This is a genomic window from Streptomyces sp. SolWspMP-5a-2 (genome assembly GCF_900091845.1).
Classification (GTDB): Bacteria; Actinomycetota; Actinomycetes; order Streptomycetales; family Streptomycetaceae; genus Streptomyces; species Streptomyces doudnae.
Window position 1 is genome coordinate 1 of the sequence record NZ_FMCI01000072.1, and the last position, 24,046, is coordinate 24,046.

Consider the following 24,046-nt stretch of genomic DNA (forward strand, 5'->3'; position numbering starts at 1 on the left):
TTGAGTGCATGCGCTATGACCTCGTCATTTTCGACAACGACGGTGTTCTCGTCGACAGCGAGCCCCTCTCCAACCGGCTTCTCGCCGCGTACCTCACCGAGCTGGGACACCCCACCACGTACGAGGACTCGCTCCGCGACTACATGGGAGCCGCGCTGCACCGGGTGCACGACCTCGTCGAGGAGCGGAGCGGGCAGAAGCTGCCGACCGACTTCGACGACGTCTTCCAGGGCCGCGTCTTCGCCGCGTTCGAGCGGGAGTTGCAGCCCGTCGCCGGGGTCGCCGGGGTGCTGGAGCGGCTCACCGAGCACGGGGTGGCGCACTGCGTGGCCTCCTCCGGGAGCCACGCCCGTATCCGGGTCGGGCACCGCACCACCGGCCTCGACCGGTGGTTCGACGACGCGCGGATCTTCAGCGCCGAGGACGTGGGCCGCGGCAAGCCCGACCCCGCCCTCTTCCGGCACGCCGCCGCGCGGATGGGCGTCCCGGCCGAGCGGTGCGTGGTCGTCGAGGACTCCCCGCTCGGCGTCCTCGCGGCCCGCGCCGCCGGTATGGACGTCGTCGGGTTCACCGCCATGACGCCCGCCGAGCGGCTCGTGGAGGCCGGGGCCGGGCCCGAGCAACTCTTCGACGACATGGCGCGGTTGGCCGACCTGCTGGCATGACGGCGGTCGGCACGACGGGCTGACACTTGTCATGCCGACCTCCGGACGATCGTTCCTACCGGGGGCACCCGCCCGGCCGCGAAGCTGAGGGCATGACGACGAACACGGTGTCCCAGGGCCTGAGCGCGAGCCGGACCCCCGGTGTGCTCGACAACCTCCGGCCGCTGCTGCTGGACGTGGCGGTGCCCCTCGGTTCGTACTACCTGTTCAGGAACGCCCTCGGGGCGAGCACGTTCGCCGCGCTCGCCTGGAGCAGCGTGATCCCCGCCCTGCGGACCGGGTGGAGCCTCGTCAGGGAGCGGACGGTGAACGCGCTGGCCGGGCTGATCCTGGTCGTCAACGTCGTCTCCCTGCTGCTGAGTCTCGTCTCCGGTGATCCGCGGCTGATGCTCGCCAAGGACGGCGCGGTCAGCAGCACCGTCGGCATCGGCATCCTGGTATCGGTGGCGCTCGGGCGGCCGATGATGACCGCCGGGCTGAAGCCCTTCCTGGTCAAGGGCGACCGGGCCAGGGAGGCCGCCTGGCGGCGGCTCGTGTCGGGGCGGGCGGGCGCGTCCGCCGACTTCCTGCGCAAGGAGCGGCTGTTCTCCGTCGTGTGGGGCGTGGCCCTGCTCGCCGAGTGCGTGGCACGCGTCGTCGGCGCCTACACCCTCCCCGTCGACACCATGGTCTGGCTCGGCGGGGTCCTGATGATCGGCGTGATGGCCGTGACCTTCGCGGTCAGCGGCGCGTTCGCCGCCGGACCCCTGGAGCGGATGGTCGCCGGGGAGAGCGCCGAGCGGCACGAAGCTGAGGGAAACTCATCTTTGGCCGGATCTACCCACAGGTAGTCAGGGGCCCTACGCTCGCCGCCATGACAGATGTGCTGCGGCGCGGTAGGGCCTCTCTGGCGTTCAGCTTCTTCGCCCAGGGCGTCGCCTTCGCCCTCCTGGTGACCCGCATCCCGGCGATCCAGGACCGGTACGGGGTCTCCGACGCGCTGCTGCCGGTCTTCCTGGCCGCGGTGCCCGTCCTCGCCGGGGTCGGGAGCGTCACGACCGAGCACCTGGTGAAGCGAATACCGCCCAGCCGTCTGCTGCGCTGGTCCCAGCCCGTGGTGCTGCTGGCGCTGCTCGGCGCCGGAGCCGGTGACGGCGTCGCCCAACTCGCCGTCGCGCTCGGCTGCTTCGGGCTCGCGGTGGGCACGCTCGACGCCTCGATGAACATGCTCGGGGTGAGCCTCCAGCGGGCGTACGGGCGCAGCATCATGCTGAGCTTCCACGCCGTGTACAGCTTCGGCGGGATCCTCGGGGCGTCGCTCGCGTGGGTGGGGGCGCACTGGCACCTGGCGCTGTGGGTGTCGTACCTGCCGGTGGTCGCCGTGCTGGTGCCGGCCGCGCTGGCCGGCAGCCGCTGGTACGTCGACGCGACACCGCGGGGGCCCGGCGAGGAGGCCGCGGACGGGAGCGGGGGCGGGAGCGTCGTCTTCAAGCTGCTGCTGCCGCTCTGCCTGGTCATGACCTTCGCGTACATCGGGGACTCGACGGTCTCCAACTGGAGCGCCAAGTACCTCCAGGACGTGCTGGGCAGCTCCGAGCAGCTCGCGACCGTCCCCTACAACGTGTACATGGTGACGACGCTGCTCGGGCGGACCATCGGGGACTTCGGGGTGCGGCGGTTCGGCGCCGTCGTCGTGGTGCGGGCCGGGGCGCTGGTGGCGGCCTGCGGGTTCGCCGTGGTGGCGGTGGCGCCCGGGGCGTGGGTGGGGATGGCCGGGTTCACGCTGCTGGGGCTCGGGCTCTGCGTGCTGGTGCCGCAGACCTTCGCGGCCGCCGGGCGGCTCTTCCCGGGGGCGTCCGACGCGGCGATCGCGCGGCTCAACATCTTCAACTACGTGGGATTCCTGGTGGGTTCGCCGCTCGTGGGGGCGCTCGGGGACGCCTGGAGCTACCGCGGGGCGATGCTGGTGCCGATGGTGCTGGTGCTGGTGACGTCGGCGTACGCCCGCTCGTTCGCGCCTCGGCAGGACCGATACGGTGGCGGGCATGAGCGGGCGCGCGCAGCTGATGTGGGACGAGGCGGTAACGGGCTATGACTTCGGTCCCGACCATCCGATGGATCCGGTACGTCTCGCCCTGACCCGGGGGCTCGTCGACGCGTTCGGGCTCGACCGCGAGGTGGACGTCGTCGCGGCGAAACCGGCCGGGGAGTCCACCCTGCGCCTGGTGCACCGGGAGGACTACATCGAGGCCGTGAAGGCGGCCTCCCTCGACCCGGGCGCGGCCGACCCGGCGTACGGGCTGGGGACCGTGGACGATCCCGCGTTCGCCGGGATGCACGAGGTGTCCGCGCTGATCGCCGGGCAGTCGGTGGGGGCGGCTGAGGCCGTCTGGCACGGCGAGGCGGCGCACGCGGTGAACTTCACGGGCGGGCTGCACCACGCGATGCCGGGAGCCGCCTCGGGGTTCTGCGTCTACAACGACGCGGCCCTCGCCGTGGCGCGGCTGCTGGAGCTGGGGGCCGAGCGGGTCGCGTACGTGGACGTGGACGTGCACCACGGCGACGGTGTGCAGGCCGCGTTCTGGGAGGACCCGCGGGTGCTGACGATCTCCCTGCACGAGACCCCGCGGACCCTGTTCCCGCAGACCGGCTGGCCGGAGGAGACCGGCGCGGACGCGGCCGAGGGCAGCGCGGTGAACGTGGCGCTGCCCGCGGGGACCGGGGACGCGGGGTGGCTGCGGGCGTTCCACGCGGTGGTGCCGGAGCTGATCGAGGAGTTCCGGCCGCAGGTCCTGGTCTCCCAGCACGGTGCCGACACCCACTTCGAGGACCCCCTCGCGCATCTCGCCGTCTCGCTGGACGCGCAGCGGGCCGTGCAGGTCGCCTGCCACGAGCTGGCGCACGCCCACGCCGACGGGAAGTGGATCGCGCTCGGCGGCGGCGGATACGCGGTGGTGGACGTCGTCCCGCGGTCGTGGACGCATCTGGTGGGGATCGCGGCGGGGCGGGAGATCGCGCCGGAGACGGTGATCCCGGAGGGCTGGCGGCAGCAGGTGTACGCCCGGACCCGGCAGTTGGCGCCGGGGCGGATGACGGACGGGCGGTGGCCGGTGTCCTGGGCGGAGTGGGAGGCCGGGTACGACCCGGCGGACCGGCTCGACCAGGCGGTGCTCGCGACCCGGCGGGCGGTGTACCCGCTGCGCGGGCTGCTGGCCTGAGCGGGCGGGCCGCGCCGGGGGCGGACCGGTCGGGTCCGCCCCCGGCCCGGGATCAGCCGCAGTGGCCGGTGTCGCCGCCGCTGGCCGCGCCGATGGTGCCGGACCACTTCACGCAGTGGCCGCGGGCGGCGACGTACACCGGTCCCGCGTAGGACGTGTAGAGGCCGCTGTCCTCGACGGGCGCGGTGCCGGTGCCGACCGCTTCGAGCCGCACCGACATGCGGATCTTCGCGCCGGTGGTGGTGCGGACGGTCACCGCGCAGTTCTTGCCGGTGGACTGGTTCCAGGTGACGAAGACCGCCCCGGAGTTGCCGACCGGCGTGGAGCCGACGACCTGGTAGCCGGTGCCGCAGGCTCCGTTGTAGACGGCGGCGGCGGGCGCGGGCGGGGCGGTGGCCGCCTTCGGGGCGGCGGTGGCGGCCGCGGCCGGGGTGGTCGCGGCGACGGCGCCGCCCAGGGCCAGGACGGCCAGGGCGGTGGCGGTGGTGGTGCGGGACAGACGCATGGTGTTCCCCCTGTGCTGTCGGCGGGTGCCGGATCGGGTCGGTGAACGGGTCGCGGACGGTTGGTCATTGCCGTCCACACAGGATGAGACAGGACAAACCGGCGGATGGTTGTGCATCTCTGTGTAACTGTTTCGTCACCAGGTGTCGAGAGGTGTCCGGTCGCTCCCGGCCCCGCGCGGGTGCGGGCGGGATTGTCGGACCGGCCCTAGGCCGACCGTGCGGTGTTCCCGCGTTCCCGGCCCGCCGGTCCGGGCGGTGGGTCAGCATCTACTCCGTGTTGAGCACCGGCGCCCTGCGCGCCCACCTCCTGGCCGCGCGGCTGGCCGGACCCGTGGCGGCCACGCGCGAGGAGAGCCTGCGCAGCTATCGTCTGTTCGCGGCCCGGGACCCGCGGGTGCTGCTCGGACTTGATCCCGAGTGGACGTGGCGGTTGCGGGACCTGACCGGGCTGATGGCGCGGAAGTGTGGGGTTTCGGCCGATCCGCGGCAGGTTACGGGCCATGATGTGATCGACCCCGAGCTGACGCTCGCCGGGCTCGACGCCTTCGCGGACCGGCTCGCGGCGGTAGCCCAGCGTGGCGGTCCCGTGCTCCTCGGCACCGGTCATCCGCACCGGCTGCTCGTCTTCTACGTCGCGTTGGCGGACGCCCTGTCGTCGGCGGGATGTGCTGTCCTCACCCCCGCGCAGGGTCTCTCTGTCGACATAACGACCCGGTTCGGTCTACGCACGCACAACCTCGACTACGTACGGGGAGTCGCGTTGATGCGCGAACCCGGACCCATGCGCCCCGGTCGCACGACCGGCGCACACACCCACTCCCCGCTCCCGGTTCGGGCCGCGCTGGCGGCCGCGGCCGACGCCGGAGGGCCCCTCCCCGAGCTGGTGATCGGCGACCACGGATGGGTCTGCGGGGCAGGTCAGCTGGGGTTCGAGGCCATCGGCCTCGCCGACACCGACGACCCCGCGCTGTTCGTCGGGGAGGCCGAGGGCTCGGTGTCGGTCGCCGTTCCGCTTGAGGACAGGGGCCGGCCCGGTCACTACCTGCCGTTGACCCGCTACGTACTCAATCGGGCATGTCTGTCACAGTAGGCCGCCGATGGGTGCACCTCTTCCCCACTCGCATCACACGCCCCTACATTGGGGAGTGAGCACGCAACGACGAAGAGTCACCGGAAGGGGAAGCCGGTGGCCGTCGAGTGCGGAAGGTTCAGGTGTGTCATGGCTGCTGGCGAGAGGCCTCTGAACGAGGTTCAGTTCCTTACCGTGGCGGAAGTCGCCTCGGTGATGCGAGTGTCGAAGATGACCGTGTACCGCTTGGTGCACAGCGGTCATCTGCCCGCGATCCGGGTGGGACGGTCGTTCCGCGTCCCGGAACAGGCGGTACACGAGTACCTCCGCGAGAGCTACGTGGGGGTGGAGACGGCCTGACGGCGCACTCCGGGACCGCCCGGAGACCTCGATTACGACCTCAGCGCTCAGGCGGGTAGGCTAGCCCCTCGTAGGTCGTATGGGCCCATGGCGCCCAACGCCGAGTGATGAGAAGTGAGCGAGGGTAGTCGTGGGCTCTGTTATCAAGAAGCGGCGCAAGCGGATGGCGAAGAAGAAGCACCGCAAGCTGCTCAAGCGCACGCGCGTTCAGCGTCGCAACAAGAAGTAGGCGACGCGCAGGAGCGTGTTCTGTGGCCCCCCACCGGTACCGGTGGGGGGCCACAGCCGTTCCCGGACGGTTCTGCGCCGCCCCGGGGAAGCCGTCACCGCGTGCGTCGGGTGGTCGTCACAGGGCCGCGCCGACCCGCTAAGTTGGCCGCAGACGGGGAACCCGGCTGAGGACGGACGCTCTAGGGAAGGCGCTGACATTGGGCAAGGTCGTGCTCGTGACCGGAGTGGCCCGCAGGCTGGGAGGCCGGTTCGTCCGGCGCGTCCAGCGCGATCCGCAGGTGGACCGGGTGGTCGCGGTGGACGCGGTCGCGCCCGAGCACGACCTCGGCGGCGCGGACTTCGTCCAGGCCGACATCCGCCAGCCCAGCCTCGCGCGGGTGCTCGCCGAGAGCGGCGCCGACACCGTCGTCCACCTCGACGTGACCGCGACCGCGCTCGGCAGCGGCAGCCGGACCACGGTCAAGGAGACCAACGTCATCGGCACCATGCAGCTCCTCGGCGCCTGCCAGAAGTCGCCGACGGTGCAGCGGCTCGTGGTGAAGTCCAGCACCAACGTCTACGGGGCCGCGCCCCGCGACCCGGCCGTCTTCACCGAGAACACCCCGCCCAAGTCGCTGCCCAGCGGCGGCTTCGCCAAGGACACCGTCGAGGTCGAGGGCTATGTGCGCGGCTTCGCGCGGCGGCGGCCCGACGTCGCCGTGTGCGTGCTGCGGTTCGCCAACATCCTCGGACCGGCTGCCGAGACCCCGCTCACCTCCTACTTCGACCTGCCGGTGCTGCCGACCGTGCTCGGCTACGACCCCCGCCTCCAGTTCGTCCACGAGGACGACGTCATCGAGGTGCTGCGGATCGCCTCGCACGACCCGGCGCGCGGTTCCCTCAACAGCGGCACCTTCAACATCGCGGGCGACGGCGCGCTGCTGCTGTCGCAGTGCTCGCGCAGGCTCGGCCGCCCCACCGTGCCGCTGCTGCTGCCCGCGGTCACCTGGGCCGGGTCGCTGGTGCGCACCCTCGGCGTGACGGACTTCTCGCCCGAGCAGATCCGGCTGCTCACCCACGGCCGGGTGGTGGCGACCGACCAGATGCGCGAGACCCTCGGGTTCCGTCCCGCGTACACGACAGCGGAGACGTTCGCGGACTTCGCGCGCAGCCGGGGCCCCGGGCTGCTGCCGCCGCAGGCCCTCGCCGGGGCCGTCGACCGGATCGCCGCGCTGCCCGCCCTGGGCGGCACCCACCCCGCGCACAGCGCCAACTGAGGAGCGCAGCAACGATGGCGGACGCCAAGGTCATTCCGTTCGACGACGACCGGTCGCGCGCCGGTTCGGTGCCGCGGCCGGCGCGGCGGCGGGGCGCGGGGAACCGGCGCACGGGCGGCGAGGGCCGTCAGGCCGGGGACGTCCAGCCGCTGTCCGGGCGGAGCCGGACACGGGATGATGTCCCCGTGACACGTGAGGCCGACGGGGCGGGCGAGCCGGACGGTTCCGGCGCGCGGCCCGGACCCGAGGAGCCGGACGGCAGCGCGCTGGAGCGCCGGATCGCGGGCGGGCTCGCCTTCCTGCGCCGCCGCCTCACCGGGGAGTACGAGGTCGACGACTTCGGCTACGACGCGGAGTTGACCGACCAGGTCCTGATGTCGCTGCTGCGGCCGGTCTACGAGAAGTACTTCCGGGTCGAGGTGAAGGGCGTCGAGAACATCCCGGCCGAGGGCGGGGCGCTGATCGTCGCGAACCACTCCGGGACGCTGCCGCTGGACGGCCTGATGATGCAGGTCGCCGTCCACGACCACCATCCCGCGGGCCGCCATCTGCGGCTGCTCGCCGCGGACCTGGTGTTCATGCTGCCGGTCGCCAACGAGCTGGCCCGCAAGCTCGGTCACACGCTGGCCTGCGCGGAGGACGCGGAGCTGCTCCTCGGCCGGGGCGAGCTGGTCGGGGTGATGCCGGAGGGGTTCAAGGGCATCGGCAAGCCGTTCGGGGAGCGGTACAAGCTCCAGCGGTTCGGCCGTGGCGGCTTCGTGTCGACGGCGCTGCGCCAGGGGGCGCCGATCGTCCCGTGCTCGATCGTCGGCGCGGAGGAGATCTACCCGATGATCGGCAACGCGAAGACGCTGGCGCGGGTGCTGGGCATCCCGTACTTCCCGCTGACGCCGACCTTCCCGTGGCTGGGTCCGCTGGGCGCGGTCCCGCTGCCGACGAAGTGGACGATCCAGTTCGGGGAGCCGATCCCGACCGACGGCTATCCGGCGGAGGCGGCCGAGGACCCGATGCTGATGTTCAACCTGACCGACCAGGTCCGCGAGCAGATCCAGCACACCCTGTACAAGCTGCTGGTGCAGCGCAGGTCGGTCTTCTTCTAGTGCCGTGCCGGGCATCGCGAGCCGGTGAGAATTTCCGGTCGGGGGACTAGGGCGTGTCTGACCATGCGCGTCGTTGCCCGGAGGGCGGCCTCGCGGGGTCAGGTGCGTGCTCTCGGCGTGCCGGGCGCAGTCCCTCGTACTGGGCGTACTCGGGTCTGCGCCCGGTGCGGCGGGAGTGCGTGCATGGCGCCGCGAGGCAGACGGGCATTGTCAGACACGCCCTAGCACCGCCGGGACGTCGACGGGGGTGCCCTTCCAGGAAGGGCACCCCCGTCTCGGTGTGCGGCTACTCGGCGTCCTGGCTGTCGATGCCCAGGCCCGGCAGCAGGCCGGGGAGCAGCGGCGGGATCGTCACGTCAGGGCCCGTCACCGGGGGCTTGCTGGCGGACGGGGAGGCGGTGTCGCTGTCCTTCGGCGGGTCGAGCAGGCCGCCGGTGGAGCCGCCGAGCAGGCCGTCGCCGGGACTGCCGGACCCCGCCGACCTGCTGGGGCTGCTGGAGTGGCCGCTCTCCGCGGAGTGGCCGCCGGCGCTGGGCGTCGTCGAGTGGCGGGTGCCGGGGGCGCCGGTGGAGGGGGAGCCGGAGCTGGGCCCCCCGCCGTTCTTGTTCCGGGCCGGGGGCTGGGGGAGCAGCGACTGGAGCGGGGCGACCTCGTCGTCCATGGCCTCGAAGACCGACGACACCTCCCTGCTGACGTCGCCGAGCTGGACCGGGAGGCGGTCGCGCAGGGCGCCCCACGCCTCGCGGTGCGCGCGGGTGAACGCGTCCAGCGCCTGGATGGGGGCGAGGGAGCCGGGGTCGCGCTCGTACGCCTCGTGGAGCAGGCGGTGGCCCTCGGTCGCGTCGTGCCGTACGCCGGACAGGGCGCGGCGGATCTCACCGAGCGACTCGTGGTCGAGGTGGCCGCCCCGGCCGCGCTCCATCAGCCTGCGGGCCTCGCTCAGCCGGATGGAGGCCTGGTCGAGGAAGGCACGGCCGCGGGCGTCGTCGCCCTCGGACAGGTAGTTGAGCTTGAAGTCCTCGATGCCGCGCTTGAGCCCGTACAGCGAGTCGCCCGGGAGGGCGTCCGAGCTGGCCGCGGCGACTCCGCCGAAGGCACTGGCCGCCACGCCGACGCTCAGCCCGCCGGCGGCGAGGCCCTTCGTCAGCCGTGAACGGGGTCGCAGTTTGCCCAGCGGGCTCGCCCGGTGCGTGCCCCGGGTCCTGGCGGACCGCTGTTCGGGCACCGCGGCGCCCGTCGCCTCGCCGCCCGCGCCCTCCTGGAGCATGGCCTCGAACGCGGCCACCAGTTGGGCGCGCTGGACGACTTTGACCTCGGGGTCCAGCTTCGGGCGTGGCAGCTCGCCGAGACTCTCCGCGAGGGCCGTCAGACGGCCCTGCTCGGTCTGGTCCTGGGCGGCCGGGGCCGGGGCGGGTCCTTCGGTCTGATCGGCCGCCGTGCCTGGGGCGGACTGCTCCTCCAGGGCTTGGGCGAAGGCGTTCGCCCGCCGGTGCGCCGATACGTTCGCGATCACGGGCGGCACCTCCTCTCGTCATGACGGTCGGCTCCCCCAGGGTGACCACAGGGAGCCTGCATCCCGCACAACGAGCGGCGCGGCACTTGGGTTACGGACGGCGGATGATCGGACCGCGAAGTCAACAGAGCTTCACCGATGGTGAGTTGGCGATTGCGGAGCGTACGGGTGGCGGCCCGCCGAGGGCCGTTCGGCCCGGTCTCCCGGGGCGGGGGGTCGGATTCTCAGCGGGCGTCGTCCGGCAGGAGCCGCGCGAGGGTGCGCACGGCCCGGTACTGGAGGGTCTTGATGGCCCCCTCGTTCTTGCCCATCACCCGGGCGGTCTCGGCGACCGACAGCCCCTGGAGGAAGCGGAGCGTCACGCACTCCTGCTGCTGGGGGTTGAGCCGCCGGACGGCGTCCAGCAGGGCCGCGTTCGACAGGGACTCCAGGACGGAGTCCTCGGGCGAGCGCTCGACCTCGTTGGCGTCGAGCATCTCGCCGGTCGTCACCTCCAGCCGGAAGCGGCTCGACTTGAAGTGGTCGGCCACCAGGTTCCTGGCGATGGTCACGAGCCAGGCGCCGAAGTCGCGGCCCTGATAGGTGAAGGTGCCGATCCTGCGCAGCGCGCGCAGGAACGTCTCACTGGTGAGGTCCTCGGCGGTGGCCTTTCCGCCCACCCGGTAATAGATGTAGCGGTAGACCGTGTCGCTGTACTGGTCGTAGAGGCGCCCGAAGGCGTCGGCCTCGCCGGCCTGCGCGCGTTCGACCAGGTCCATCATGCGGGCACTGTCGCTGTCGGCGGCCGGCCGGCGTGCGGTGGCGGCGCCGGCCGCGCGACCCCGTCTGCCGACCGCGGCGCCGCCGTCGGCCAGCGCGTAGGCAGGGCCGACGGGCGTGGTGGCTACGGCGAGCGCGGGGACGGCGTACGCGGTGGGGACGAAGCCGCGCAAGAGGTCTTGGACCGTTGCGCGCAGCGTAGCCAGGCCCGAGGCGTCAACCCCGACGTGTGGGTACACGGGACTCCCAGAGGCAGAGCTTCCATCACGTGCAGTGCGGAACCTTTCACCCGTCGTGGCGACGGAGAGGTACCGGTTTGCGTCTGAGGAGAATAACGCTTCGTACAGGCGCTGCTACACCCAGTTGCTCAAATCATCGATTACGTCGCTTCTGTAACCGATTGACGCACGATCAAGTGCCGCAGAATGACAGCTTGTTGATCGAAAAGCTTCGTCTTCCGGTGGGGATCGGGGCGTGTTGTGGCTGCACGCCGACAACAGGACTGAAGTGCGCCGCGCGGGGGTACGAAAAACGATTCGGGCCGACCGGTCGAGGCCGGTCGGCCCGTGGTCCGAGGACCCGTCAGAACGCCTCTGGTCAGCGGCGACGGCGGTGCAGCGCGATCGCCGCGGCGGTGCCGCCCGCCACCGCGCCGACCCCGGCCGCGGCCGGGATGCCGACCTTCGCGGCCTTCCGTCCGGTGCGGTAGTCGCGCAGCCGCCAGTCCAGTCGGCGCGCGTGCTTGCGCAGTTTGGAGTCCGGGTTGATCGCGTAGGGGTGGCCGACCAGGGACAGCATCGGGATGTCGTTGTGCGAGTCGCTGTAGGCGGCGCAGCGGTCCAGGTCAAGGCCCTCCGCCGCGGCCAGCGCGCGCACCGCCTCCGCCTTGGCCGGGCCGTGCAGCGGCTCGCCGACCAGCCTGCCGGTGTAGACGCCGTCGAAGGACTCGGCGACGGTGCCCAGGGCGCCGGTCAGGCCGAGGCGCCGGGCGATCACCTGGGCGATCTCCACCGGGGCCGCCGTCACCAGCCAGACCCGCTGCCCGGCGTCGAGGTGGGCCTGGGCGAGGGCGCGGGTGCCCGGCCAGATCCGCTCGGCCATGTACTCGTCGTAGATCTCCTCGCCGATCGACTGGAGTTCGGCGACGCGGTGGCCCTTGACGATCGACAGGGCCGAGTCGCGGGCGTCCTGCATGTGCTCGGGGTCCTCGACCCCGGCCAGCCGGAACCAGGCCTGCTGCCAGGCGAACCGGGCCAGGTCGCGGGTCTCGAAGAACTTCCGCTTGTACAGGCCGCGGCCGAAGTGGAAGAGGGCGGCGCCCTGCATCACGGTGTTGTCGAGGTCGAAGAAGGCGGCGGCTCTGTCGTCGCCGAGGACCGGGAACTGCGGTTCCGCGTCCTGGCCCGCGGTGTCCCTGGTGTCCCCGGTGTCCTTGCTGTCCTTGGTGTCGAGCCCGTCCAGCAGGTCCTGCGACGACCTGCGCGCGGCCTCCGCCGAGGCCTCGCCTGCCAACACGCTCCGCGCCGTGGCGGAGCGCCTACGGGGAGTGAGCCATCCGAGAGCGGCCATGGCGTGAGCATAGCCAGTCCGCCGGACGCTTCCCTCCGCGGAGAGGTTCGCAGGCCGTGAACTCTCCGCTACCGCGCCGTGAAGGACGGGCGAGAATGGACCGCATGAGTCCTCTTTTCCGGCGCAAGGCCGCTCCGCGTGACCGGATCGTCACGCTCGTCCGCAAACCGGGCTGTCATCTGTGTGATGACGCACAGTCGGTGGTCGAGGCGGTCTGCGCCGACCTCGGCGTCCGCTGGGAGGGCCGGGACATCACCGAGGACCCCGCCCTGCACGACCAGTACTGGGAACAGATCCCCGTGGTCCTGGTCGACGGGGAGCAGCACACGTTCTGGCGGGTCGACGAGGGGCGGCTGCGCAAGGCACTGACCGACTAGTCCAAGAACGGCCGTCGTCGCTTAGGATCGACGGCGAGTTGGTCTCGGGGGGCGGGATTCGCGAGGAGCGTGAGCGGTTTTGCCCCCTGGAGGGAAGTGCGTGACCCCGGTCACGTTGGCCGGGCAAATCGGACACCATCTTTGTGCACGCGTTCACAAAGACATAGCCTGCTTTCGACGGGGCGGTCTGGGTACGTACGACCGCCCGCAGCCCCGCTCTACCCGCAGGAGCACCGTGGCAACTGGCCGAACTCACCGACCGGCGACCCGCAGCCGAGGGATTCCCGAGGCCACCGTCGCCAGGCTTCCGCTGTACCTCCGAGCCCTCACCGCACTGTCGGAGCGCTCGGTGCCCACGGTCTCCTCGGAGGAGCTCGCGGCCGCGGCGGGGGTCAACTCCGCCAAGCTGCGCAAGGACTTCTCGTACCTGGGCTCCTACGGAACGCGCGGTGTCGGCTACGACGTCGAGTATCTCGTCTACCAGATCTCCCGTGAACTCGGTCTGACCCAGGACTGGCCGGTTGTGATCGTCGGTATCGGCAACCTCGGTGCCGCACTGGCCAACTACGGCGGGTTCGCGTCCCGCGGGTTCCGGGTCGCGGCCCTCATAGACGCCGACCCGGCAATGGCCGGAAAACCCGTCGCCGGCATCCCCGTCCAGCACACGGACGAGCTGGAGCGGATCATCGAGGACAACGGCGTCTCCATCGGGGTCATCGCGACGCCCGCCGGAGCGGCCCAGCAGGTCTGCGACCGGCTGGTGGCCGCCGGTGTCACCTCCATCCTGAACTTCGCGCCGACCGTCCTGACCGTCCCGGACGGTGTCGACGTGCGCAAGGTCGACCTCTCCATCGAGCTGCAGATCCTCGCCTTCCACGAGCAGCGCAAGGCCGGTGAGGAGAGCGCGGCGGCCGCCGCCGACGGCGCCGCCGCGCCCGCCGCCCGCCGGACGCCGTCCACCGACCAGGGACCCGACGGGGACGTGCCCGCCGTGATGCCGGCATGAGTCTCCTCGTCGTCGGGCTGAGCCACCGCAGCGCCCCGGTCAGCGTGCTGGAGCGGGCCGCGCTGCACGCGGACGCCCAGATCAAGCTGCTCCAGGACACGGTCGCCGCCGAACCCGCCGCCGAGGCCGCGGTCCTCGCCACCTGCAACCGCATCGAGCTGTACGCCGACGTGGACAAGTTCCACGCCGGGGTCGCCGAGCTGTCCACGCTGCTCGCCCTGCACAGCGGCGTCGGCCTGGACGAGCTGACCCCCCATCTCTACGTGCACTACGAGGACCGGGCCGTCCACCATCTCTTCTCGGTCGCCTGCGGCCTGGACTCGATGGTCGTCGGCGAGGGCCAGATCCTCGGCCAGATGAAGGACGCGCTGGCCAAGGCGCAGACCCTGCACACCGCCGGGCGCCTGCTGAACGACCTCTTCCAGCAGGCCCTGCGGGTCGGCAAGCGCGCCCACTCCGAGACCGGCATCGACCGCGCGGGCCAGTCCCTGGTCACCTTCGGCCTGGAGCAGCTCGCCCCGGGCGGGGACGTGCGGGACTGGGCGCGCGGCAAGAAGGCCCTGGTGATCGGCGCGGGGTCGATGTCGTCGCTGGCCGCCGCCACGCTCGCGCGGGCCGGGGTCGCCGAGATCGTGATCGCCAACCGCACCGCCGACCGCGCCGAGCGGCTCGCGCAGATCCTCACCGAGGGCGACGGGACGGACGTGCTGGCCCGCGCGGTACCGATGAACGCGGTGCCGGCCGAGCTGACACGTGCCGACCTCGCCGTCTCCTGCACCGGCGCCACCGGCCTCGTCCTGAGCGCCGAGACGATCGCCGACGCCGTCGCGGGCCGCACCGGCGTGACCGTGCCCCGGCCCGGTCACGGCCCCGCCGCCCCGACCGCCCGCCCCGCCCCGGGCCCCGCCGGTCCGCAGGCCGCGGCGCCCCAGGACGACGAGAACTGTCCGCTCGACCTGACCGCCGTGCAGGGCACCGCCGGGTTCTCGGTGCTCGGCGAGGCCGCCGTCGCCGGGATGGCCGCCTCCGAGCTGGAGCAGCACGCCGCCTGGGTGGACAACGCCCCGGGCCCGCAGACCTCGGGGGACGGCGCCGCGCGCGCCCACTCCGGCACCGCCCTGGTCCTCGACCCGGCCGTGGACGCCGACGCGATCACCGCGCTGGCCGCGGCCGCCGCGCTGGCCGGGCGGATCCCCGAGCGGCGCAGGCCGGAGCCGGTCGCCCAGATCCCCAGGCCCACCCCGGTGCTCTCGCTCCTCGACCTCGCGATGCCCCGTGACGTCGACGCCGCCGCGCACCGGGTCCCCGGCGTCCGGCTCGTCGACATCGAGTCGCTCGCCGAGGCCTCCGCCGACGCGCCCATGGCCGCCGACGTCGACCAGGTCCGCCGGATCGTCGCCGACGAGGTCGCCGCCTTCGGCGCCGCGCTGCGGGCCGCCCACATCACCCCGACCGTCGTCGCGCTGCGCACCATGGCGGCCGACGTCGTCGCCGGGGAGATCGCGCGCCTGGAGGGGCGGCTGCCCGGCCTGGACGCCAAGCACCGGGGCGAGATCACGCAGACCGTCAGGCGGGTGGTGGACAAGCTGCTGCACGCGCCGACGGTGCGGGTCAAGCAGCTCGCCGCCGAGCCCGGCGGCGCCGGGTACGCGGACGCCCTGCGCACCCTCTTCGACCTCGACCAGGAGGCGGTCGCCGCCGTCTCCCGCGCCGAGGACAGCACGGACGACAAGGACCGACCGGCATGACTGACAAGGCACTGAGACTGGGGACGAGGCGGAGCAGACTCGCCATGGCCCAGTCCGGGCAGGTGGCGCAAGCCGTGAGCCGGGTGACCGGGCGGCCCGTCGAGCTGGTCGAGATCACCACCTACGGCGACACCTCCCGCGAGCACCTCGCGCAGATCGGCGGCACCGGTGTGTTCGTCGCGGCGCTGCGCGAGGCGCTGGCCGCGGGCGAGGTCGACTTCGCGGTTCATTCGCTCAAGGACCTGCCGACCACGCAGCCCGACGAGCTGGTCCTGGCCGCCGTCCCCGAGCGGGAGGACCCGCGCGACGCGCTCGTCGCCCGGGACGCCCTCAAGTTCACCGACCTGCCCCGCGGGGCGCGGATCGGCACCGGCTCGCCGCGCCGGGCCGCGCAGCTGAACGCGTACGCGCGCGCCCACGGCCTGGACATAGCCACCGTGCCGATCCGCGGGAACGTCGACACCCGCATCGGATACGTCCACGACGGCTCCCTGGACGCCGTCGTCCTGGCCGCCGCCGGACTCAACCGGCTCGGCCGCGCCGACGAGGTGACCGACTTCCTGTCGGTCGACACGGTTCTGCCCGCCCCCGGCCAGGGGGCACTGGCGATCGAGTGCGCCGCGCACGACGCGGACCTGATCGCCGTCCTCGGTGAGCTCGACGACCCGTCCACACGGGTCGCCGTCACCGCCGAGCGTTCACTGCTCGCCGCCCTGGAGGCCGGTTGCAGTGCCCCTGTGGGGTCACTGGCCGACCTTCTGGCCGACGGGCAGATTGTCAAGGAGATGCGCCTGCGCGGCGTCGTCGGCACGACCGACGGCTCCTCGCTGGTGCAGCTGTCCACCACCGGTCCCGTGCCCGAGACGCATGACCAAGCACTGGCGCTCGGTCGCGCACTCGCCGCCGAGATGCTTGCGCAGGGCGCGGCCGGTCTGATGGGGGAGCGAGCACAGTGAGCCCCACCACCCTTCCCACCGGCCTTGAACACGGGCACGTCACCTTCCTGGGTGCCGGACCCGGGGATCCGGGGCTGCTGACTCTGCGCGCCGTCGAGGCACTGGCGCACGCGGACGTACTGGTCGCCGAGCACGACGTGCTCGACGTGGTGCGTGAGCATGCCAGGCGAGGCGTCGCCGAGGTGCACACGGACGGGGGTCCTTCGTCGGGCCCGGTGCCGGGCACAGGCACGCCTCAGCTGGCGGTTGTTGACGGTTCGTCAACAACCGCTGGGATCCCCGCGGTACGGGATGCGGCACATCTTGTCATGGAGGCCGCGCGGGGCGGCAGGCGGGTCGTGCGTGCGGTTCCGGGGGACCCGGGACTCGACACGTACGCCGCCGAGGAGATGCTCGCCTGCGCCGCCGCGGGCGTGCCGTTCGAGGTGGTGCCCGGCGTCGCCGCGGCCGTCGGCGTGCCCGCGTACGCCGGTGTCCCGCTGCGCGACGCGCAGGGCGCGGACGTCCGCTTCGTGGACGCCCGCACCGCCTCCGACCGGTGCTGGACCGAGGTCGGCGCCTCGGACGGGACGGTCGTCGTCTCCACCACGCTCGACTCGGTCGGCGCCGCCGCGGGCGAACTCGTCTCCGCCGGACGCAAGCCGGACACCCCGCTGTCGGTCACGGTGGCCGGCACCACCACCCGGCAGCGGACCTGGACGGCGACCCTGGGCACCATCGCGCAGACGCTGAAGCAGGCGAAGGTGCTGCCCTCGCCCGAGGGCGGCCGCCCGGTGATAGCCGTGGTCGGTGAACGTTCCGCCGCCGCCCAGCGCGACCAGCTCTCCTGGTTCGAGTCCAAGCCGCTCTTCGGCTGGAAGGTGCTCGTGCCGCGCACCAAGGAGCAGGCGGCCTCGCTCTCCGACCAGCTGCGCTCCTACGGAGCCGTCCCGCACGAGGTCCCGACGATCGCCGTCGAGCCGCCGCGCACGCCCCAGCAGATGGAGCGGGCCGTGAAGGGGCTGGTGACCGGGCGCTACGAGTGGATCGCGTTCACCTCCGTCAACGCGGTGAAGGCGGTCAGGGAGAAGTTCGAGGAGTACGGGCTCGACGCGCGCGCCTTCGCCGGGATCAAGGTGGCCGCCGTCGGCGAGCAGACCGCCAAGGCGCTGGTCGCCTTCGGCGTGAAGCCGGACCTGGTGCCCAGCGGGGAGCAGTCGGCGGCGGGCCTGCTGGAGGACTGGCCGCCCTACGACCCCGTCTTCGACCCGATCGACCGGGTCTTCCTGCCCCGCGCCGACATCGCCACCGAGACCCTGGTGGCCGGGCTGATCGAGCTGGGCTGGGAGGTCGACGACGTCACCGCCTACCGCACGGTGCGCGCCTCGCCGCCGCCCGCGGAGACCCGGGAGGCGATCAAGGGCGGCGGCTTCGACGCGGTCCTCTTCACGTCGTCGTCCACCGTGCGCAACCTGGTCGGGATCGCGGGCAAGCCGCACAACGTGACGGTGATCGCCTGCATCGGGCCCGCCACGGCGAAGACCGCCGAGGAGCACGGGCTGCGGGTCGACGTGATGGCTCCCGAGCCGTCGGCGCTGCGGCTCGCCGAGGCGCTGGCCGACTTCGGCACGCGCCGCAGGACCGCCGCCCTGGAGGCGGGCGACCCGGTGACCCGGCCGAGCGAGCGGCGTCCCGGCGCGCGCAGGCGGCGCAGCTCGACCTGACCGCGGGTGACCTGACGGGCCGGGGGGACGGGAGCGCATCCCGTCCCCCCGGCCCGTTCCCGGCGGGCTCAGGGCGGCCGACGAACCGTCGGCAAAGGGGCCTTCGGGGCGGGCGTAGCGTAGACGGCATGACGACGTACGGCTCTTTCCCCGGTTCGCGTCCGCGGCGACTGCGGACCACCCCCGTCATGCGCCGCATGGTGGCCGAGACCCGGCTGCACCCGGCGGACTTCATCCTCCCGGCGTTCGTCCGCGAGGGCGTCGGCGAGCCCGTGCCGATCGCCGCGATGCCCGGTGTCGTGCAGCACACCCGGGACAGCCTGAAGAAGGCCGCCGCCGAGGCCGTCGCCGCCGGGATCTCCGGGATCATGCTGTTCGGCGTGCCCGAGGAGTCGAAGAAGGACGCCCAGGGCACCCCGGGCACCGACCCCGACGGCATCCTCCAGGTCGCGCTGCGGGACGTGCGGGCCGAGGTCGGCGACGACCTGCTGGTCATGTCCGACCTGTGCCTCGACGAGACGACGGACCACGGGCACTGCGGGGTGCTGGACGCGCAGGGGCGGGTCGACAACGACGCCACCCTGGAGCGGTACGCGGAGATGGCGCAGGTGCAGGCCGACGCGGGCGCCCACGTGGTCGGGCCGAGCGGGATGATGGACGGCCAGATCGGGGTCGTCAGGGACGCGCTCGACCAGATCGGGCGGGAGGACGTCGCGATCCTCGCCTACACCGCGAAGTACGCGTCCGCCTTCTACGGGCCCTTCCGCGAGGCCGTCGGGTCCTCGCTGCGGGGGGACCGCAAGACCTATCAGCAGGACCCCGCCAACCTCCGGGAGTCGATGCGGGAGCTGGCCCTCGACCTGGAGGAGGGCGCCGACATGGTGATGGTGAAGCCCGCCGGGCCCTACCTCGACGTCCTGGCCCGGGTCGCGGACGGCGTCGACGTGCCGGTCGTCGCCTACCAGATCTCCGGCGAGTACTCGATGATCGAGGCCGCCGCCGAGCGCGGCTGGATCGACCGGGACCGGGCGATCCTGGAGTCGCTGACCGGCATCAAGCGGGCCGGGGCGCGCAGCATCCTCACCTACTGGGCCGTGGAGGCCGCCCGGAAGCTGGGGTGAGGGACGGTGCCCCGGGGGCCGTCGCGGTGGGGACACCCGCCGTGGACGGCCCCTCGTCGCGCAGGCCCTCACCGTCCTCGCAGGCCGTCAGGGTCAGCGCGGTGAGCGCGGTGAGCGCGGGCAGGAGCAGCCGGGCGGCACGGGACGGCGGGCGTGCGGACATGGGACGTCGGCCCTCTCGGTCGGAGGCGGTCGCGGTGGGTGCCTCCACCCTGCGCCGTGCGCGGGCGGCGGGACCAGCCCCGGCCGCCGATTCGGGACGCGCAACCATCCACACCCCCTCCGACCTGCGGGAACATCACCCCCGGCGGACGACGCGCGGGACGCCGGGAGCCCGGGGGACGACGCGCGGGCGGCCGGGAGGCCGGGAGGCCGGGTGAGGGTCGCGGATGCCGGGGACCGGGGCGCGGACGCCACCGGCCCTGGCCGTCGGCTGCCGGTCGCGTGTCCTCACCGTCCACGGCCGCTCGCGCGCCGGGCGTGGGGCCGGGCGGCGTCCACATGCCGGAAATCTTCCTGTAGACGGCACGCGTCTCTCTAGGCTGCGGGCACACCGGACGCCACACAGCCTGGGAGCCGTGCCATGACCGTCGCCGAACCCGCCCTCAGCAGCGCCCCCGTGCCGCCCCTCGCGGCGCGGGCCCGTGCGATCGGCGGGTCCCCGGTACGGGACATCCTCGCCGTCACCGCCCGTCCCGAGGTGGTGAACTTCGCGGGCGGGCTGCCCGCGCCCGAGCTGTTCGACGCGGAGGGCGTCGCGGCGGCCTACCGGGCGGTCCTCGCCGAGGAGCCGGGACGGGCGCTGCAGTACGCGACCACCGAGGGCGAACCGGCGCTGCGGGAGGCGCTCGCCGCCCGCACCCGGGCGCGCGGGCTGCCGACCGGCGCCGACGACATCCTCGTCACCACCGGATCCCAGCAGGCGCTGTCCCTGCTCGCCACCGCGCTCCTCGAACCCGGGGACACCGTGCTGGTCGAGGAACCCTGCTACCTCGCGGCGATCCAGGTCTTCGGCTTCGCGGGCGCCCGGATCGTGCCGGTGCCCGGGGACGCCGACGGGCTCGACCCCCGGGCGCTGGACGAACTCGTCGCGCGGGAGCGGCCGAAGCTCCTCTACACCGTGCCGACCTTCCAGAACCCGACCGGCCGCACCCTGCCCGCCGCGCGCCGGGCCGCCGTCGCCGCCGTCGCCGCCCGCCGGGGCCTGTGGATCGTCGAGGACGACCCCTACGGCGAGCTGCGTTTCGAGGGCGAGCGGGTGCCGTGGATCGCCTCCTTCCCCGGCGCCGAGGACCGGACCGTGCTGCTCGGCTCCTTCTCCAAGGTGATGGCGCCGGGGCTGCGGCTGGGCTGGCTGCGGGCGCCCGAGGGGCTGCGGCGGGCCTGCGCGGTCGCCAAGCAGGCCGCCGATCTGCACACCCCGACCGTCAACCAGCTCGCCGCCGCCCGCTATCTGGCCGACCGGGACCTGGACGCCCATGTCGCCCGGGTCGCCGCCGCCTACCGGGAACGCCGGGACGCCATGCTCGCCGGTCTGCCCCTGGCCCTGCCCGAGGGGTCGGTGTGGGAGCGGCCGCGGGGCGGGATGTTCCTGTGGGCCACGCTCCCCGGCGGCCACGACACGACCGCGCTGCTTCCGGCGGTGGTCGGGCACGACGTGGCCTACGTCCCGGGCGCCCCCTTCTACGCGGGCGCGCCCGACCGCTCGACCCTGCGCCTGTGCTTCGTGACGCAGACGCCCGACCGGATCGCGGAGGGGCTGCGCCGGTTGCGGGCCGGGCTGCGGGAGGGCGCGCGGGGCTGAGCGGACGCGGCCGGTCCTGGGCTCAGCGGGCGGCGGGGGTGCCGTCCGCGCCGGGGGCGGCCAGCGTCGAGCGGGTGAGCGTCGTCGCGGTGTGGACGATGCTGGCGATGGCGTCCTCCGGGTCGAGACCGTGCAGGTCGGTCAGGCTGAAGAGGGCCTCGGCGCTGACCACGACGGCGAGGTCGCGACGGAGCTGTGCCAGCGCGCCGGGGTCGCGGGCGGGGTCGTCCTGCGCGGCCGGGGCCAGGGCGTGGTCGATCAGGCCGAAGCGCAGTCCGGGGCGGGCGGCGGCCTCGCCGGGCCTGACCACGGTGGCCGCGATCATGGCCCGCACCACGCCCTGCCGGGCCAGCACGTGGCGGAGCAGGAACTCCGTCGCGGCGGCGACCCGTTCCACCGGGTCCGTGGAACCGGCGACCGGCGCCAGCGCTTCTTCCGGGGTGGGCAGCTGGCCGACGACGGCCTCGCGCAACAGGCTGACCAGGTCGGGGAAGTAGCGGTAGGCGGTGGCCTCGGAGACCAGGGCGGCCCTGGCCACCTCGGGCATCGTCACCTCCTGGCCGGTGCGGCTCAGTTCGGCCGCGGCCCGGACGATCGCGGTGCGGGTGCGCAGCTTCTGGTTGACCCGGCCCGTCGTGCTCTGCGGTCCCATCGCCCTGCCTTCGCGGTGTCGTCGTCGCGCGGGTCCGCCCCGGGCGGGCGGGCCGTCGTGCGGGCAGGGGCCTGCGGGAGAAGAAGCGAGCGCCCTACCCTCATGAGGGCATACTCTCACAAAAGGGTTCCCGGCCCGCGGGCGGGCGGGTCGCGCGGCGGGGGTCAGCGGGCCGCGTCCGCTCCGGCGACCGAGTCGGCGAAGTCGGCGATGGCGTGCACGGTCTCGACCGGCCGCTCGATCTGCGGGAAGTGGGCGGCGCCCGGTACCGCCACGAACCGGGCGTCGGGGAAGGCGTCCGCGTAGCCGCGGCCGTACGCGGTGGTGGCGATGCCGTCCTCCTCGCCCCACAGGACCAGCACCGGGACGGTGACGCGGTGCAGCCTGCCGCGCAGCTCGGGGTCGTGGCTGAAGGCGGGGCCCCCGTAGACGGCGAGGGCGCGCTGGTCGGCCGCCGCGACCGCGCGCTGCTCGTCGGTGAACGCGGCGAAGTCCGGGCGGAAGGCCGGGTCGGCGAAGGAGAGCCGGGTCATCTCGGCGGGCGGCAGGGTCCGCGGGTCCACCACCTGGTCGGCGGGCCGTTCGGCGTGGACGCCGACGGCGTTGAGCAGGGTGAGGGCGCCGACGCGGCCCCGGGTGTCGCGCAGGGCCATCTCGGCGGCGATCCAGCCGCCCACCGAGTTGCCGACCACCAGCACGCCGGTGAGGTCCAGCTCGTCCAGCAGGTCCAGGTAGGCGGTCGCGAGGTCGGCGACGGAGTCGCACCAGTCGGGGCGCGGGGTGGAGTCGAAGCCGGGGTGGGTCGGGGCGACGGCGAGGGTGTGCCCGCAGAGCGCGGCGGCCAGGCCGCTCATGGTGCGCGGCCCGGCGCCGCCGTGCAGCAGCAGGACGGGGGCGCGGCCGGTGGCGGTGCCGTACGTGTCCACGGTGAGCCTCGGGCCGTGCGGGAGGTCGACGGTGTGCGTGGTGCGGGCGGTGGCGGGTGCGGTCATGGTGGGGACCCCTTGGGTGAGAGTTGACTCTCACGAATATAGGTCGCTCCCATAGTTCGTGCAAGTGGACTCTCATGAAGGGGGTGTGGTCGTAGGAGTGCGGTTCCCGGCCGCCCGCGCGGACCCCGTCAGTCCCACCAGAAGTGCCAGAGGCGCTCCCCGACCAGGCCCCGCGCGTACGACTCCAGGGTGGCGGCGCCGTCCGGCAGGACCGCGTACGGGCAGAAGGCGTAGTGCTCGGCGGTGAGCGCCCCGGCCTCCGCGGGGGAGGCGGGCGGGGCCGCCACCGAGACGGCCAGGTGGTCGGGGCCGAGCGCGACCAGCCGTATGCCGAAGCGGTCCTCCCAGGAGCGCAGCACCGCGCAGAGCCGGGCGACGTCCTCCTCGTGGTCGACCGGTCCCGACCAGCCGAGGGCCGCCGGGACGTCCGCGCTGCGGCGGGCGGGCACCAGCGCCAGGTGCGGGCGCAGCAGCCAGGGCGCCCCCGCGGTGAGCGTGTCCGCGACCTCGGCCGCCCGGACGTCCGGATCGGCGACCAGCCGGGGCGCCTCGGCCAGCCCCGGCCACTCCTGCCCGTCCGGCGCGTCCGCCTCCCACAGCTCCGCCAGGACCTCCTCGGCGTCGTGGTCGCCGGGGTACGACGCGTCACCCGGCGCCCACTCCCAGCTCTCCGGACCGCCGCGGCCCGACCCCAGGTCGACCAGGACCGGCAGCAGCCCGGCCCGCCCGGCCGGGGCGCCGAGCGCGGCCCAGCCGCCCGGACCCGCGGGCACCTGCGCGTGCCACAGCAGCGGCTCGTGCCAGGGGCCGTCGATCGTCGCGTCCAGCAGCCTGCCGGGCGGGAGCCGCAGACCGAGCGACCGGCCGCTCGGGTCGGACGCCAGCTTGGGTAGGGGGTTGGGGAGTGTCGCCATGCCGAAGACTGTAGGACCCGGCACTGACAACGCCCCCCGGCCCGCGGCGGATCAGCCTCCGGCCGGGGCCGACGCGGCGGGCACCCTGCTCTCCACGCACTCGCGGTCCGTGCCGTCGACCGCGCGGAAGCAGGCGCGGACCGGGGTGCCGGGCACGGTCAGCGTCATGTGGGTGTAGACGTAGGTGTCGGCCTGCGTGCGGGTGCCGACCCGCACGGTCCGCCCGCCCGGCGTCACCACCAGCCGGTCGCCGATCGCCGTCCCCCACATCCGGGCCCAACTCGCCCCGCACTCCACGCTGTAGCGCAGCTCGACCCAGGCGCCGCCGGCCGTGTGCCGGTCGGCCAGGGTGACCGGCTGCTGCGCGCACCGCGTCGTCAGCGGGTCCGCGCCCTCGCAGGCCGCCCCCCGGCACAGCGGACCCGTCGGCGTCGGCGCGGGCGCGTCCTGGTGCGGCGGCGGGACCTCGCGGAAGAGGCCGAGGGCCGCCGTCACCACCGCCGCCAGCGCGCAGGCCGCCGCCAGGACCGTGAGCGCCGTCGTGCCCG

At 73.7% G+C, this 24,046-nt stretch carries 24 protein-coding genes; 16 read left to right on the top strand and 8 right to left on the bottom strand.

All coding sequences use genetic code 11. The features are described 5' to 3' along the window. Window positions 1-8: 8 nt before the first annotated feature. The 4 genes from GA0115242_RS06685 (at window position 9) to GA0115242_RS06700 (ending at window position 3,862) form a co-directional block, all read left to right on the top strand. Window positions 9-665 carry an HAD family hydrolase gene (locus GA0115242_RS06685; RefSeq protein WP_093825543.1) on the top strand — a complete coding sequence of 219 codons (657 nt, stop codon included), beginning with the start codon at window positions 9-11 and terminating at the stop codon, window positions 663-665. 92 nt (window positions 666-757) lie between these two features. Next, window positions 758-1,495, top strand: a complete 738-nt coding sequence (locus GA0115242_RS06690) for a VC0807 family protein (RefSeq protein ID WP_093825508.1) — start codon at window positions 758-760, stop codon at window positions 1,493-1,495. 23 nt (window positions 1,496-1,518) lie between these two features. Beyond that, on the top strand, window positions 1,519-2,739 hold the full coding sequence (locus GA0115242_RS06695; protein ID WP_093825509.1) for an MFS transporter: 1,221 nt from the start codon (window positions 1,519-1,521) through the stop codon (window positions 2,737-2,739). Then, window positions 2,690-3,862 carry an acetoin utilization protein AcuC gene (locus tag GA0115242_RS06700; RefSeq protein WP_093825511.1) on the top strand — a complete coding sequence of 391 codons (1,173 nt, stop codon included), beginning with the start codon at window positions 2,690-2,692 and terminating at the stop codon, window positions 3,860-3,862. The genes GA0115242_RS06695 and GA0115242_RS06700 overlap by 50 nt, the downstream gene beginning before the upstream one ends. Before the next feature lie 52 nt (window positions 3,863-3,914). Here GA0115242_RS06700 and GA0115242_RS06705 read toward each other — a convergent pair whose 3' ends face one another. Next, on the bottom strand, window positions 3,915-4,367 hold the full coding sequence (locus tag GA0115242_RS06705; protein ID WP_093825512.1) for a spore-associated protein A: 453 nt from the start codon (window positions 4,365-4,367) through the stop codon (window positions 3,915-3,917). A gap of 275 nt (window positions 4,368-4,642) precedes the next feature. On the opposite strand from GA0115242_RS06705, the gene GA0115242_RS06710 reads away from it, so the two are divergent. From GA0115242_RS06710 to GA0115242_RS06730, 5 genes are all read left to right on the top strand, one after another. Further along, complete coding sequence (locus tag GA0115242_RS06710) at window positions 4,643-5,458, top strand: phosphatase (RefSeq protein ID WP_093825514.1); 816 nt, start codon at window positions 4,643-4,645, stop codon at window positions 5,456-5,458. 129 nt (window positions 5,459-5,587) lie between these two features. Further along, the gene (locus tag GA0115242_RS06715; protein WP_093781815.1) at window positions 5,588-5,797 is read left to right on the top strand and encodes a helix-turn-helix domain-containing protein; all 210 of its coding nucleotides are present in this window, start codon (window positions 5,588-5,590) and stop codon (window positions 5,795-5,797) included. A gap of 130 nt (window positions 5,798-5,927) precedes the next feature. Next, complete coding sequence (locus GA0115242_RS06720; RefSeq protein WP_003948845.1) at window positions 5,928-6,026, top strand: 30S ribosomal protein bS22; 99 nt, start codon at window positions 5,928-5,930, stop codon at window positions 6,024-6,026. 199 nt (window positions 6,027-6,225) lie between these two features. Beyond that, window positions 6,226-7,284 carry an NAD-dependent epimerase/dehydratase family protein gene (locus tag GA0115242_RS06725; RefSeq protein WP_093825515.1) on the top strand — a complete coding sequence of 353 codons (1,059 nt, stop codon included), beginning with the start codon at window positions 6,226-6,228 and terminating at the stop codon, window positions 7,282-7,284. Window positions 7,285-7,298: 14 nt separating this feature from the next. After that, window positions 7,299-8,384 (top strand): lysophospholipid acyltransferase family protein, encoded by a 1,086-nt coding sequence (locus GA0115242_RS06730; protein WP_093825517.1) that lies wholly within the window; start codon window positions 7,299-7,301, stop codon window positions 8,382-8,384. Between the two features lie 286 nt (window positions 8,385-8,670). On the opposite strand, the gene GA0115242_RS06735 is transcribed toward GA0115242_RS06730, so the two are convergent. From GA0115242_RS06735 to GA0115242_RS06745, 3 genes are all read right to left on the bottom strand, one after another. After that, window positions 8,671-9,897 carry a DUF5667 domain-containing protein gene (locus GA0115242_RS06735; RefSeq protein WP_093825519.1) on the bottom strand — a complete coding sequence of 409 codons (1,227 nt, stop codon included), beginning with the start codon at window positions 9,895-9,897 and terminating at the stop codon, window positions 8,671-8,673. 224 nt (window positions 9,898-10,121) lie between these two features. After that, on the bottom strand, window positions 10,122-10,895 hold the full coding sequence (locus GA0115242_RS06740) for an ECF subfamily RNA polymerase sigma factor, BldN family (protein WP_093825521.1): 774 nt from the start codon (window positions 10,893-10,895) through the stop codon (window positions 10,122-10,124). A gap of 358 nt (window positions 10,896-11,253) precedes the next feature. Next, window positions 11,254-12,225 carry an HAD family hydrolase gene (locus tag GA0115242_RS06745; protein ID WP_093825523.1) on the bottom strand — a complete coding sequence of 324 codons (972 nt, stop codon included), beginning with the start codon at window positions 12,223-12,225 and terminating at the stop codon, window positions 11,254-11,256. Between the two features lie 104 nt (window positions 12,226-12,329). Here GA0115242_RS06745 and GA0115242_RS06750 point away from each other — a divergent pair, with 104 nt between their 5' ends. The 7 genes from GA0115242_RS06750 (at window position 12,330) to GA0115242_RS06780 (ending at window position 20,940) form a co-directional block, all read left to right on the top strand. Continuing rightward, the gene (locus GA0115242_RS06750) at window positions 12,330-12,602 is read left to right on the top strand and encodes a glutaredoxin family protein (protein ID WP_093825545.1); all 273 of its coding nucleotides are present in this window, start codon (window positions 12,330-12,332) and stop codon (window positions 12,600-12,602) included. A gap of 235 nt (window positions 12,603-12,837) precedes the next feature. Further along, window positions 12,838-13,608, top strand: a complete 771-nt coding sequence (locus GA0115242_RS06755) for a redox-sensing transcriptional repressor Rex (protein ID WP_093825525.1) — start codon at window positions 12,838-12,840, stop codon at window positions 13,606-13,608. Further along, window positions 13,605-15,356 (top strand): glutamyl-tRNA reductase, encoded by a 1,752-nt coding sequence (locus GA0115242_RS06760; RefSeq protein WP_093825527.1) that lies wholly within the window; start codon window positions 13,605-13,607, stop codon window positions 15,354-15,356. The genes GA0115242_RS06755 and GA0115242_RS06760 overlap by 4 nt, the downstream gene beginning before the upstream one ends. Continuing rightward, window positions 15,353-16,312, top strand: a complete 960-nt coding sequence (gene hemC / locus GA0115242_RS06765) for a hydroxymethylbilane synthase (protein WP_093825529.1) — start codon at window positions 15,353-15,355, stop codon at window positions 16,310-16,312. Before GA0115242_RS06760 ends, hemC begins: the two co-directional genes overlap by 4 nt. Beyond that, a complete protein-coding gene (locus GA0115242_RS06770) occupies window positions 16,309-18,015 on the top strand; it encodes a uroporphyrinogen-III synthase (RefSeq protein ID WP_093825531.1) in 1,707 nt (568 codons plus the stop codon). Before hemC ends, GA0115242_RS06770 begins: the two co-directional genes overlap by 4 nt. A 128-nt stretch (window positions 18,016-18,143) precedes the next feature. Further along, a complete protein-coding gene (hemB, locus tag GA0115242_RS06775; protein ID WP_093825533.1) occupies window positions 18,144-19,136 on the top strand; it encodes a porphobilinogen synthase in 993 nt (330 codons plus the stop codon). Between the two features lie 583 nt (window positions 19,137-19,719). Beyond that, window positions 19,720-20,940 carry an aminotransferase-like domain-containing protein gene (locus GA0115242_RS06780; protein WP_093825535.1) on the top strand — a complete coding sequence of 407 codons (1,221 nt, stop codon included), beginning with the start codon at window positions 19,720-19,722 and terminating at the stop codon, window positions 20,938-20,940. A 22-nt stretch (window positions 20,941-20,962) separates the two neighbouring features. Here the strand turns inward: GA0115242_RS06780 and GA0115242_RS06785 are convergent, their stop codons facing one another. From GA0115242_RS06785 to GA0115242_RS06800, 4 genes are all read right to left on the bottom strand, one after another. Then, window positions 20,963-21,592, bottom strand: a complete 630-nt coding sequence (locus GA0115242_RS06785) for a TetR/AcrR family transcriptional regulator (protein ID WP_093825537.1) — start codon at window positions 21,590-21,592, stop codon at window positions 20,963-20,965. 164 nt (window positions 21,593-21,756) lie between these two features. After that, window positions 21,757-22,584 carry an alpha/beta fold hydrolase gene (locus GA0115242_RS06790; RefSeq protein WP_093825539.1) on the bottom strand — a complete coding sequence of 276 codons (828 nt, stop codon included), beginning with the start codon at window positions 22,582-22,584 and terminating at the stop codon, window positions 21,757-21,759. A 128-nt stretch (window positions 22,585-22,712) separates the two neighbouring features. Further along, window positions 22,713-23,498, bottom strand: coding sequence for a DUF4253 domain-containing protein (locus GA0115242_RS06795; RefSeq protein WP_093825541.1), 786 nt, complete (start codon window positions 23,496-23,498; stop codon window positions 22,713-22,715). Window positions 23,499-23,549: 51 nt separating this feature from the next. After that, window positions 23,550-24,046 (bottom strand): DUF2690 domain-containing protein (locus GA0115242_RS06800; protein ID WP_141721527.1); only part of this gene is annotated, 497 nt, incomplete at its 5' end.